Source organism: Blautia parvula, assembly GCF_020215665.1.
Taxonomy (GTDB): Bacteria; Bacillota; Clostridia; order Lachnospirales; family Lachnospiraceae; genus Blautia; species Blautia celeris.
Map to the genome: position 1 here is coordinate 4,286,173 of NZ_CP084061.1, position 12,647 is coordinate 4,298,819.

Annotated in this window: 14 protein-coding genes; 5 read left to right on the forward strand and 9 right to left on the reverse strand. The window is 40.6% G+C overall.

The genetic code is table 11. The features are described 5' to 3' along the window. The first annotated feature begins 17 nt into the window (after positions 1-17). The 5 genes from LC508_RS19845 to LC508_RS19865 all read left to right on the forward strand — a co-directional run bounded on the left by LC508_RS19845 (position 18) and on the right by LC508_RS19865 (position 5,493). Positions 18-923 (forward strand): carbohydrate ABC transporter permease, encoded by a 906-nt coding sequence (locus LC508_RS19845; RefSeq protein WP_033143196.1) that lies wholly within the window; start codon positions 18-20, stop codon positions 921-923. After that, positions 910-1,752 (forward strand): carbohydrate ABC transporter permease, encoded by an 843-nt coding sequence (locus tag LC508_RS19850; protein WP_103731403.1) that lies wholly within the window; start codon positions 910-912, stop codon positions 1,750-1,752. Before LC508_RS19845 ends, LC508_RS19850 begins: the two co-directional genes overlap by 14 nt. Positions 1,753-1,756: 4 nt before the next feature. After that, positions 1,757-2,410 carry a GDSL-type esterase/lipase family protein gene (locus tag LC508_RS19855; protein WP_103731402.1) on the forward strand — a complete coding sequence of 218 codons (654 nt, stop codon included), beginning with the start codon at positions 1,757-1,759 and terminating at the stop codon, positions 2,408-2,410. A gap of 31 nt (positions 2,411-2,441) precedes the next feature. Further along, positions 2,442-3,728 (forward strand): extracellular solute-binding protein, encoded by a 1,287-nt coding sequence (locus tag LC508_RS19860; RefSeq protein ID WP_103731401.1) that lies wholly within the window; start codon positions 2,442-2,444, stop codon positions 3,726-3,728. 478 nt (positions 3,729-4,206) lie between these two features. After that, positions 4,207-5,493 carry a helix-turn-helix domain-containing protein gene (locus LC508_RS19865; RefSeq protein ID WP_103731405.1) on the forward strand — a complete coding sequence of 429 codons (1,287 nt, stop codon included), beginning with the start codon at positions 4,207-4,209 and terminating at the stop codon, positions 5,491-5,493. 652 nt (positions 5,494-6,145) lie between these two features. Here the strand turns inward: LC508_RS19865 and LC508_RS19870 are convergent. From LC508_RS19870 to LC508_RS19910, 9 genes are all read right to left on the reverse strand, one after another. Beyond that, positions 6,146-6,586: a DUF4869 domain-containing protein gene (locus LC508_RS19870; RefSeq protein ID WP_009247014.1), complete on the reverse strand. Its 441-nt coding sequence runs from the start codon at positions 6,584-6,586 to the stop codon at positions 6,146-6,148. A gap of 41 nt (positions 6,587-6,627) precedes the next feature. Beyond that, positions 6,628-7,086, reverse strand: coding sequence for a Fis family transcriptional regulator (locus tag LC508_RS19875; RefSeq protein ID WP_008977274.1), 459 nt, complete (start codon positions 7,084-7,086; stop codon positions 6,628-6,630). Positions 7,087-7,101: 15 nt separating this feature from the next. Continuing rightward, complete coding sequence (locus LC508_RS19880) at positions 7,102-7,539, reverse strand: DUF4869 domain-containing protein (RefSeq protein WP_008977275.1); 438 nt, start codon at positions 7,537-7,539, stop codon at positions 7,102-7,104. Between the two features lie 123 nt (positions 7,540-7,662). Continuing rightward, a complete protein-coding gene (locus LC508_RS19885) occupies positions 7,663-8,913 on the reverse strand; it encodes a Fic family protein (protein ID WP_008977276.1) in 1,251 nt (416 codons plus the stop codon). Continuing rightward, positions 8,913-10,304 (reverse strand): site-specific integrase, encoded by a 1,392-nt coding sequence (locus tag LC508_RS19890; RefSeq protein ID WP_039925177.1) that lies wholly within the window; start codon positions 10,302-10,304, stop codon positions 8,913-8,915. The genes LC508_RS19885 and LC508_RS19890 overlap by 1 nt, the downstream gene beginning before the upstream one ends. Before the next feature lies 1 nt (position 10,305). Next, positions 10,306-11,265, reverse strand: a complete 960-nt coding sequence (locus tag LC508_RS19895; protein ID WP_009247017.1) for a helix-turn-helix domain-containing protein — start codon at positions 11,263-11,265, stop codon at positions 10,306-10,308. A 100-nt stretch (positions 11,266-11,365) separates the two neighbouring features. Then, positions 11,366-11,542: a helix-turn-helix domain-containing protein gene (locus LC508_RS19900; RefSeq protein ID WP_009247018.1), complete on the reverse strand. Its 177-nt coding sequence runs from the start codon at positions 11,540-11,542 to the stop codon at positions 11,366-11,368. A 100-nt stretch (positions 11,543-11,642) separates the two neighbouring features. Beyond that, positions 11,643-11,915, reverse strand: a complete 273-nt coding sequence (locus tag LC508_RS19905) for a hypothetical protein (RefSeq protein WP_009247019.1) — start codon at positions 11,913-11,915, stop codon at positions 11,643-11,645. Positions 11,916-11,945: 30 nt separating this feature from the next. Next, complete coding sequence (locus LC508_RS19910; protein ID WP_009247020.1) at positions 11,946-12,356, reverse strand: peptide deformylase; 411 nt, start codon at positions 12,354-12,356, stop codon at positions 11,946-11,948. Between the last annotated feature and the right edge of the window lie 291 nt (positions 12,357-12,647).

Genomic DNA, 12,647 nt, shown 5'->3' on the forward strand with positions numbered 1-12,647 from the left:
AGGAGAATGGTGTATTTATGAATAAGAGAAGAATTAAGGAATATGCTGTGTCCTATAGTTTTTTACTGCCATTTGCAGTTTTCTTTATCACATTTACAATTATACCTATAGGATACGTTTTTTATCTCAGCCTGCATGACGGTAACTTTCTGCAGGCACAATTTGACTGGGTGGGACTGAAGAACTTTAAGGATGTGCTGCAGACACCGGATTTCCAAAACGCTTTTAAGAACACGTTCATCTATATGCTGATCGAAGTGCCGGTGAGCCAGTTCCTGGGGATCTTTTTTGCCCTTTTGATCAAGAAAAAAACACGGTTTGGACATGTGTGCGAGGTCATCTATTTTCTTCCCATGCTGATCTCCATGGTTGTGGCCAGTGTTCTGATCTCCTATATTTTATCGAACAACGGACCTTTGAATATGTTATTCCAGGTGCTGGGCATGAAGCCCATAAGCTGGCTGAACGGGAGATTCAGTGCAAAGATGGCAGTTATGATACTGGAACTCTGGAAGGGCGGAACCTTCTTTGTCTTTGTGTATATGTCGGCAATGCGTTCTCTTCCCGCAGATTGCCTGGAGTCCTCCAGAATAGACGGGGCTAATGTAGTGCAGGAGACAATCTATGTGGTGCTGCCACTTATCAGAAATGCGATCATTCTGTGTGTGACCATGAATACGATCTGGCAGTTCCAGATATTTGAATCTGTGTATATGCTCACGAACGGAGGGCCTCTCGGTGCGACACAGACCGTGATATATGAGATTTACCAGTACAGTTTTAAATATTACAGAGTGGGATTCGGGGCAGCAGCTTCACTTGTATTTCTGCTTGTGATCCTGTTGATCTATGGTCTGGAGAATCTGTTATTGAGAGAAAAGGATAAAACCAGAAGAAGGGGGAAAAAGAATGAACAGATATAGGGTAAAGAAGAAAGTTTTTTCCTTTTTGAAGACATTTATGCTGTTTTTACTGGTGGTCATCATTGCATTTCCTTTCTGGCAGCTTATTGTATCCTCCATGCTGGATACCAATGCAATCATCAGTTATCCGCCGAAATTCTGGCCCAGCGGAGGCTCACTGGATAATTATACAGAAGTTTTGAAAATGCAGGGCGGGGCATATCTGCGCTGGATGCTGAACAGTGTATTTGTTGCAGGCAGCAATACGGTGCTGGTGGTACTGGTGGCATCCATGGCAGGATACGCATTTGCAAAAAGAAGGTTTCCCGGTTCCAAGGTACTGTTTAATGTGGTGGTCGCGACGCAGATCATTCCCAGTGTTACCACATTGATTCCTCTTTTTCTGATCGTTTCCAAGCTGGGATGGGTGAATACTTATAAATCTCTGGTATTTCCGGGGGTGGCAAGTGCTTTTGGAGTCTATATGATGACACAGTTTATGAAAGATATACCGGATTCATTAATAGAGGCAGCTAAGATAGATGGGTGCAGCAATTATGGGACATTTTTCAAGATTGTACTGCCTATAACAGTGCCGCAGTTAAGTCTTCTGGCAATCTTTAACTTTACGCAGCAGTGGGGAAGTCTGACATGGCCCCTTATCACTGTAAATGAAACTATGATGAAAACCCTTCCCCTGGGCATTGCGTCCATGAAGGATTTAAATGGTACACTGACAGGAACTATAATGGCAGCATCCATGATAAGTTTTATACCTCTGCTTATTGCATTTATTTTTGCAAGTGATAAATTTATAGAGGGAATGACATTAGGAGCTGTGAAAGGATAAGAAAATGAAACGTATATTGTGTTATGGTGATTCCAATACATGGGGACATAATCCTGAGCCTGACGGTGAAGATTTCAGGTATGGGGATGATGTGAGATGGACCGGGATTCTGCAGAAATGTCTGGAAGGCAGGGCGAAAATAATTGAGGAGGGCCTATGCGGACGTTCCATTATGTTTGATGACCCTACATCACCTGACAGGAATGGCAGAAAGTTTCTGGGCTGCAGCCTGCAGAGCCATCAGCCTTTGGATCTGGTGGTGTTCATGCTGGGGACAAATGATATCCGTCATATATTTACGCCCAGTGTTAAGGAGATAGCAGCAGGTATGGTGAATCTTGTTAAAATGGCCCGAAATCCGGATACATACTGGGTAGGAGAAAGACCGGAGGTCCTGGTGATCGTCCCGGCACCGGTGCGGGATGAGATTGCGTCATCTGATTTTTATGGTATGTACGATGAGGAATCTGTGAGTAAAAGTAAGGCTTTGTATGCCGCTTATGAGGCTGCTTTAAAGGGAATGGAGGGTGTCTGGCTGCTGGATGCCGGGAAGGTTGCGGAGATTTCCGTGAAGGATTGTATCCATCTGAGCAGAGAAGGACACAGAAATCTGGGAAGAGCCGCGGCAGAGTGCATTGAGGAGATATTAAAAATCTGAGTTTTATGAAGGACAGCATGGGTGATAGCAGATGGAAAAACGGCAGAGAATTATTTTATTGGGGTTTTTATTTCTTTTGGCAGCGATAACATTGCTCTGTTTTCGCGTTCTTCCAAAGTCCGAGGAGAAGAAAAGCGGTGAGGAAGAAGAAAGGATAGATCTGTGTCTGTGGTATCCATGGGAAAATGAGGGGGAGGCATATAAGAAATCCTTTCTGGAAGCTGTGGAGGAATTCAACAAAGCGCATGATACCGTACAGGTATTGGCGGAAGGTACGGAGATGGAGCTTTACAGAGAAAAGCTGCCGTCTGCCATTGCTTCCAATGATACACCGGATATTTACTTCTGCTTTGGAGACAGTTATCTGAAGGGGGCGGTCAGTTCGGGAAAACTGCTGAAGATGAATGAATATTTGTCTGAAGATATTAACAGCAGGATAGACGAGGAAGCGATGGAAGGTATGAATTATGAGGGCGGTATATATGGTCTGGGATTTTCTGAAAGTGTGGCTGTCCTTTTTGTCAACCGGGAGATGTTTGATGCATGCGGACTGCAGATTCCTTCGGATTGGGGCGAACTGGAGGAGGTATGCAGGGAGTTTATTGCCCGGGATATCACGCCTTTTGCCTGTTCGGGGGACACGGATACCGGTTTCAGGCTTTATCTGGAAAGTATATGTGTAAGTGAGGCCGGGAGTGATGTCTGTAAAAGGGTGCTGAGACAGGAAGGGACAAAGGAGGACATTTCCGCTTTCCTGAACGGTGTTGATAAGTTCTGTCTGCTCAGGGATATGGGGGCTTTTGGAAGTCCTTTATTTACAAGGAGCACGCAGGATGTGGAAAATGATTTCTATCTGAGCAGGATTCCCATGTATCTGGCAAAAAGTGATTTCGCCGGAAATGTCATGCAGGAAAACAGTCCACTGCATGGAAAATTATCCGCAGTTCCCTTTCCGGGTGTGTATACCGGCAGAGAAAGCCTTGGGGGGGTCAGTGATGCTTTTGTTGTGAATAAGGCTGCGGAGCATCCCGAGGTGACAGTTTGGGCACTGGAAGAAATACTGGAGAATTTTGCCGTGAAATTGTATGAGAGAGGAGCAGGGATTCCGGTATGGGATACAGGTAATGCATGTAAGCCGGAGGATGATGTCTGCCGGCAGATTGAAAATATGGCCGGATCAGCAGACAAAAGAATGCAGTATTGGGAATTTTATCTGGACAGACGCAGAGCAGAGGTTTTTATGAGAGGTTCAGAGGAGCTGGGCAGCGGAAACATATCCCCGGAACAGTTTGTCAGGGAACTGTGTGAGAAAGAGTGACGGTAATGATTTCATTGATCAGTAAAAAGGAGTGAGTATATGCACCTGCTGTCAAGGTCAGCGGTACGGACGGATGATGCAGGACAGATTTTACTCAGATACTTAGGTTCCTAATGTTTGCCGGGAGGATATTTTAGCTGCAGGAGAAAACAGAAGGCCGGTCGGGCGAGTATAGGACATTTATGCGGGATGTATTTGTTTTTCTTTCCATAAGAAGGTGTGTTTGTTATAATAGGTGTAAAAGCAGTCAACTAATGGTTGAATTTTGAAAAAATCTTAAAAATCAACCTACGGTTGCTTGTAAATGCACTCAAATTCCGGATATGCTGTTAGTATCTTAAAAACACGACGCGCCGTTTTATCAGATAATCTTCGTGTACAGATAACAGGCTGTGCACTGCAGCAGGAATTTACTTATAACTTGTAAACGCTGAACAGGAAAGTTGAATGGGTAAAAAATATGGATGAGAATACAAATATGAAAACAGCAAATATCCGTCTTCCGGAAGCATTTGGAGACAGGATTTCATTTTTAAGAAAACTTAAAGGACTTACACAGGCACAGCTTGCTGAGAAGCTGGGAATCTCCGCTCAGGCAGTAAGTAAATGGGAGAGCGGTCTCTCCTGCCCTGATATTATGATGCTGGTTCCCCTGGCAGATATATTTGGCGTCAGTACGGATATGCTGCTGGGCGGCGGTCAGCTTGCCGGAGGTGAAATGCCTTCGGGAGGGGAGCCAGAGGCAGAAAACTCGTTCCGGGGACAGAGCGTTGAGGAGGAGAAAAAATCTTCCGGTGAGGAACAGAATCAGATTCGACTGGAATGGCAGGCTGAGATGGAGTGGCAGATAGATCAGGCGACAGGTGATACGACGGAAGAGGAAGACGCAGCGCAGAGCCGGGTTAAGACAGAACATATAAACGAAGAGGGGGCAGGCCAGCCGCAGAGCCGGTCCGGACAGGGAAGTAAGACTGGAGCATCCGGTACGGATGGGTTCGGAACTCAGGAGAATGTAAAACCGGAGGCTGACCGGACCCAGGATAACGGGCCGCAGCAGGATAAGGCTGACAGAAGAAAATGGGAGGAGGACTGGAAGAACGGCACACTGGAAATCAGAAAAGTTTTCCGTGAGAATAATGTGATGATCCATTCTCTGAACATTGATATCGGAATGGCGGACGCTATCATTAAGGAGGGTGATGAGTTTGCCCTCGACCTGTCATGTTATCCAAACGGGGACTGCAGAGAAGAGGTAAGGGATGGAGTCTGGAAGATAAAAGACAGAGGGTATAGGGATCTGTTCCTGCTGAGTAACATTACCAATATTTTCTCGGAGCGGAAAATCATTATCATTATACCTAGAGGATATCATTTTAAAGATGTGAAGATAAAACTGGGTGCAGGAAAACTGGTGGGAAGAGGAATCCTGGCAGATGCCAGTACCCTGGATCTGGGGGCCGGTGAGATTGTGCTGGCAGATTATTACAGCGGTGCTGCCAAGATCAAATGCGGTATGGGTAAAATCATGCTGGAAGGCCAGATGCGGGGCAGATGTAAACTGGACTGCGGCATGGGAGAGATTGCGGCAAGCCTTGTGGCACCTTCGGAATACGGATACAGGGTGAAGGTAGGAATGGGAGATGTCAGAGTGGGTGATAATCAGTTTGGAGGCATGGGCGGTACTTATAAGGTAAATACCGGTGCTGAGAACTTCTTTGATATCAACTGCGGCATGGGAGCAGTAAAAGTTTTGTTTGAGGAATGAGGATTGAAAAGGGGCTTGTCTTGAGATATTCAAGATAAGCCCCTTTTGTACGTTCCTGAGGTGATTCGAACACCCGACCTACCGCTTAGGAGAGCGAATAGGTAGTGTCAATTCCAGACAAGAACTATCATTATAAGCCCTTTAAAGTCACGGCTTTTTTCTACTTCCGAGTCAAATCAAGTCAATTCCTGTACCCCACATATATGCCTTAGATAAGACCTGTTTATTAGCAGAATATTTGCATCAGCTAATACTTGGGGAATACCTTCGTGTCACCACCATTATGAAAAATATGGCTACCATCGTTCAAGCATTCGAGAATGATAAACAATATGAAATTGAATTGATTTCTACATATATAATACCGTACTTTAGACTGGTTGTCTACGGTGTTTTGACTACTGATAATGTAAATTTTTTATGCCAACATTTTTCCTTCTAAATAGGAACATCGCAAGTAATCCGGATTCGTATAATATACATTAGAATTAAAATCAGAAATTTCATCCGTAATAAATGATGAAAAAATATCATCTTTCTGTTTGTCCGTCATGAATAGATTCACGCTTTTCAAATGTAACTCCCATGATATATTACTTGTAGTGACATCCAAAACATTAGTAAAGTTATATTTTTCAGGCATTTACCTGATCTAAACATACTCTCCTGCAATATCAACATATTCCAACATATTATGAACAATATCACCTGTATTGAGAATTTCTATTTCAAAATCTTCTTCTCCAAAATCCATAATATGTCTTAAATTTATTGTCAAGTCTTTTGATTTACCTATAGAAAGAATCCATTTTGCACAATCATCTCCACATACAGACGCATTAAACACTTTTCCAGATTGGTCAAATGCCATCAGCATCAATGTCTTTACAGAACCTGACAGTTCTTTTGTGGAAATCGTTCCTAATACTGGACTTTGTATCAGATGAGAACTTATCACTTCTGACTTATCTACAGCTTTAATTATTCTGATTGATAATTCGTTTGTAATCCATTCATCCTCATATCGATTATCGAAATAAGTCGGAGGATGATAAATCGCATTCTCCATATTTCCTAAATATATTTTTAACATAGTGATCTCCTGCTACTTATAGTCCATGCATATTCTCCAAGCTACTCATTTGTCCCATATATCCGATATAATTCATGGTAACTTTGCTTCAATGTTCCATACTTCCCGGATGTCCGGATCCCATAAATTTCTTCCACACTATATGGTAAAGCTGGCAAGGATTCTCTCGTTACAATCACATAATAATTATCTGTTTTCTGAATTTCTCTAGCAAACTCCTCAGTCTTGATAAAATCATTTCCCTCATCAATAAATACGATACTGTCCGTAATCTCCGCCAGTTGTCCTTTCCACAAAGCACCTTCCAGCACATAACATTTCTTATCGCATGTCAAATCTACCGGACTTCCTGTTGGATTGTTCACATATTCCTGAATTATATCTACAAGAGTAGTTTTTCCCGTAGCGCTGTCCCCGCGAATGATCGTTAAATTTTTCCGAATTTCAAAATCATATTTTAAGCGTTTTGTTGATACAATAACTCTATGTTTCCCTCTCATCGTACCACCCCTCCATTAGACAAATTCTCCTGCAATCGGTACCAGTTCTTTCATAGAATGAACAATTTCATTAGTATTCAAAATACGAATTTCAAAAGGTTCCTTACCGAAATCCATCAGATGCCTCAGATTTACAGTCCTGTCTTCCGATTCTGCAATTTTAAGCAGCCATTTCGCACAGTTATCTCCACAGGTTGATACGTTGAAAATTTTATCTTTATTAAACTTAAAAAGGATTAACGTTTTTACTCCTCCGGATAACCCGGTTGGCGGAATCTTTCCTAAAACCGGACTATCTATTACTCCACTATCCAAAACTGTTGACTTATCTACATCTTGAATCATTTCTTTCACAAAAGGATCTACAATCCAACTATCTTCATAATCATATTTAAAATAAGCCGATGTATTATATACAGCTTCTTTCATATCACCATAATAAATATTCAGCATTAAAATCCCTTCCTTTTTTTCGTATATTGTGATTTTCATTAAGACTTTTCGGGCATTTACCTGATTTAAACATACTCTCCAGCAATATCAACATATTCCAACATATTATGAATAATATCACCTCTATTGGGGAAGGTTCTCATTTTCCATAGCATCTTTCCGTACATAGAACGTTCCCCTCCCTGAACCGCACTTTACAATTATCTCTTCTTTTGTAAGCTTATTCAATGCATTTAAAACAGCTGATCGACTACCAATCGGGCATGCTGCGATAACCTCCGCACCAGTAAATTTACCTATTTTTTCAGTTACATAATTTTTAACAACATCATATACCGTACTTCTATTTTTTTCTGACATCAATCCAACTCGCTCTTCAAATTCTTTGTAACAAGCGAGAATTACCTGAAGCATATACTTAATAAAAGGAGTTGGATCATTCTCTTCCTCGTGCCATCCATAATCAATTCGTTCCAATACATCGTAATACGCATCTTTGGTTTTTTCAATCTGCTTCTCTATACTGATATACTTTCCAACTTCATATCCATTTTGATACAGAAGCAATAAAGTCAGTAATCTGCTCATTCTTCCGTTTCCATCATTGAATGGATGGATACAAAGGAAGTCAGAAATAAATGTTGGAATTAAAATCAACGGATCAACCGTTTCCATTGCCAATGTTCTTCTATAACTTTCACAAATTGCCTCTATTGCCTGTTCCGTTTCATACGGTGACAACGGAATAAATCTTGTTACTACTGTTCCATCAGCCTTTGTCTCATTGATATAATTCTGTGTATTCTTAAATTGACCTCCATAGGAAAGACCTGCATGTTTTAACAAATCACGATGTAATTGTAAAATATATGCTGTTCTAATTGGTATGAAATCATGACTCTCATGAATGGTATTAAGTACATCACGATATCCAACAATTTCACTTTCATCTCGTGATTTAGGTGTTGTTTTCTCATTCATAAGCTGTTTAATACGTGTACTTGTTGTAACAATACCTTCTATTTTATTTGATGCCTCTGTACTCTGTACACGTGCAATTTCTATCAAACGCTCCAGTTCAACCGGCTTCTGCCTTGTAAATAATTCCTGACGCCCTTTACATTCATGAATTTTTGCAATATATGACACGACTTCTCCATCCCACAATCTATCTGCTAATTTCATATAATCAAACTTTCTCACCTCTACACCTACCTTCCTTAGGTTTATCATCCATTCCTTTGTTCTTTCGTCCATATTATACCCCATTTTGGATGAAACTTTCAATAGTTGGATAAAAACTGCTGTTTTATATTTTAACTTGCTGAAAATTCTGCACATCGAATTTTCCACTAAAATTTCACTATTTTTCATTACTTCATCGCCTTTGCCAACGAAGCCAATAGTGCTTTCATTTCCGGATTTGCCAATACTTTTGCAAGCAGCTCTGCATCCACATCATCCGGCACATCTACTGTCTGAGTTGTGGTTTCCTCTCGCATCTTTGGATCCAGGTTTTTCTTCTCATAGAACGCTTCCTCGAATAATTCTGCATTTCGTCTTCGATCCTCATCAATAATATGGGAATACACATCTGTTACCATATCCACTTGTGAATGCCCGGAATCCCCTTGAACCGCTTTGATATCTCCGCCATTCAGTTTTAATTTATATGTCACGCTGCTATGTCTCAAACTATGAAAGACAACCGGCGGAAGATTATATTCTTCGATCAGTTTATTTAATTGTCCCCGGATTGCTCCGGTACCAATGGGATTTCCAAATGTCGTTGCCATCACCAAATTATAATCTATATATTCCTCACCTAAGACTTCTTTTACTTCGTCCTGCTCCGCTTTCCACTCAACCAACATATTAGCAACGCTTTTGGGAAGAAATACCTTACGGATACTGCTTTCTGTTTTTGGTGTTTTTAAAATCTGAACAGTTTTGTTGGTTTTATGTTGCGAAGGAAATACCAGCAACACATCTTTCCCTTCCAGATTTTTCAGAGTTTCCTTTGTTACCCGTTGTGTTTCTTTATTGATATAAACGTATGCACGATTCTCTTCGATTGCTTCCGGAGAAATATCTACACAATCCCAGGTCAAACCAAGCACTTCCCCTAATCGTAGGGAACAGGAAAATGACAGATTGATTGCCAGCTTCAGCCGTTCGTCTTCACAGACATCCATTGCATACATCAAGGTTTCTGCTGTCCAGATTTCCCGTTTCTGTGATTTATGTTTCGGCACCGTTGCATAGGTGCACGGATTTTTTTCTATCATCTCCCATTTGATTGCCTGCTCAAAACAATTACGGAGCAGCTTGTGGATTTCTCTGACAGTACTCGCAGAAACAAATTCATTTTTCTTATTCCCCTTCACCGGATTTCCGACTGCTTTTGTCTGTAGCAATCCCTGATAATATTTTTCCATAAAGCGGGTGTTAATCTCCGAAAGTTTCACAGAGCCAACCATAGGCTCAATATAATTTCTGATCAGCCCTACATTCCCTTCATAAGTGGATAATGCCCATTTTTCTTTTCCATACAAAGAAACGTATTCCGTGAGCAGATCCGACAATGTATTGCACTTTCTCACAACAAGTGCGCCCATTTCCTGTTTATATTCGATTTCTCTTTTTCGCTTCTTTGCTTCTGCTTTTGTATCATATGTTTCCCACTTCTGTCTCCGTTTACCGGAATCATCCTTATAGTTATAGATCACATTAAATTTTCCGTTTCGTTCTCTGATCGATGCCATGCTAATTCCCTTTCCTTTCTTCCAACCAAGCTTCAAATTCATCTCTTTTTACTCTGGATATGTTTCCAATCTTCACTGCTGAAAATTTCCCATCATCCATCCATTTGTAAATCATCCCTCTACTGACCTTTGCAAGAAACGCTGCCTCATCAAATGTCAGATAACTCAGATTTCCATTCTTACTACGATCTCCGGTTTTGGCTAATTTCTTTCGCCTGTAATTTGCCAAACTAAAATTTTGTTCCATTGACAACTCTTCATAATCGTTGGCCGGATCCAATTTATAATGATCTTGTCCATCTAAAAATTTCTGAAAGCTCTCTTTTGTAATTCTTTTCTTCTCTGCAATTTCAATCGTTTCAAAAAAATGGCTGTATTTAGAATTCTTCAAAATCTCATATACCTGACGTCTTGGAATTCCCAGAAGCCTTGCCATTTCTGGCATGGTAATTGTTGCTCCTTCCAGCTCCTTGTCCTTTTCCCTGTCTTTCTGTGTGCGATATTTCGATTGCTTCTCATACCATTCCTGAAAAGATTTTTTCGGAATCCTGATCCAGTAATCAACAGTAACTGTTTTTATACCGTCACGTCTAATCAGATCATAAACCGTAGTTTCACTAATCCCCAACATCTTGGCAACTTCTGATATGGAATAAGACCATTTTTTTAGGTTTTTCCCCGGTTCTTCCCCGTTCACTTTATGATACTTCACCTGGTTTGCATACCATTTCTCAAAGCTCGCAATATTCACTCGCATCTGTCCTGCGATTTCTCTGCATTCAAAATAATTTTTCTGAACCAGCCAGTATCTGCCTGTCTTCTTTAGTCCCAAAAGATTTCCAATCTCTGGAACTGTCATCCAGGTTTTTTCCTTTGGAGGAAGTCGTTTGTATTTACTGTTCTCCTCTATTTCTGAAAGCACTTCTTCAAACGAAGTTTCTTCTATAACAACTTGATTCATCTGATCAACTCTCCTTTCTTTTCTGCATCATACATCATTTTCAAATAAAAAATTAGGATGTCGATTGCGACTTTTTCTCTCAACCAACATCCCAGATTTTTTACTCCGGCTGTTTATCAAGCCAGTCATCAAAACTCTTTTTTGAAATTCTATACTTTCCTCCATCCAACTGGATCCATCGGAACTCTTTTTTCTTTAATAATGCATAGACTGTCGGGCGGCTTACATCTAAAATTTCCTGAATCTCTTTTACGGTATAACATCTTTTTTCTGACATATAAAAAACCCTCTTTCTTCTTTCATACATATAGGAAGGAAAAAGATCCTTCTATATAACGAAAGGAAAAAGAGGATTTTTACAGGGTGACTAAAAAAATTTATAATCCATTTCTATAAATCTCATTTATAACAGCCTGCGACTGCTCCATTTCTTTTTTCTTTATGATTTCTTCCCGGTCACTTAGGATTGCAATCATTTCATCTATCACATCTTCCAATCTGGGCTCTGTGTAACGATACAAGTATCCCAACATCCTGGTCGCTGTATAATCTGTATTCAGATTCTTATAGGCTATTTCTGCACAAAGTTCTTTCGGATATCCTTTGGTAAGTAAAACCTTATATAATTCATCTGTTCTTTCCGTTCCCATAAAGTATCACTCCTGTAAATTTCTCTCGGCTTAAATCAGTATGCCCTCCAAATGATCCAGCTCATGCTGACAAATCTGTGCAGTCCAACCATCAAGTTTCAATTTCTGTTTCTTCCAATTCATATCCAGATATTCAACTTCTATCATCTGATATCTCGTTGTCTTACGCACTCCTGTAAGAGATAAGCATCCTTCTTCAGTTTCATAAGGTGATTCTTTTCTTACCAATACAGGATTAAACATTACCACATCTACGAATCCCATATTTACAATAATGACACTTTTTTTCACACCGATCATATTCGCTGCCATTCCAACACATCCCTCACGGTTCGCAGCTAACGTATCCATTAAATCTTTTCCAACTTGAAGATCGGCTTTTGTTGCCGGTTCAGATTTTTGTCCCAGAAAAAATATATCTTTCATAATTGGTTTTACCATTTTCTTCATACCTCTATTCTCAAAATCGTTTTTTTTGCTTTGTTCTGAATTGTAGTATAGCAGTTTTTTTACTTTTTTTCTATCTCACCCTGTATTTTCTGCCCTGAGCCTTTCGTTATATGAGAGGGTTAATCTTTCAAGAGCAAGATCCACCCGGGTAATACCGTATCCTCATTTTATGAGAACGGTCTTATCCCCGGGTTAGGTATCTTGATGGGGATTACGTTTCCCCATACCCTCGCTTTTGCATCAAAGATGCAGTCAGTATCCACAAAAATGGATACTGCACTA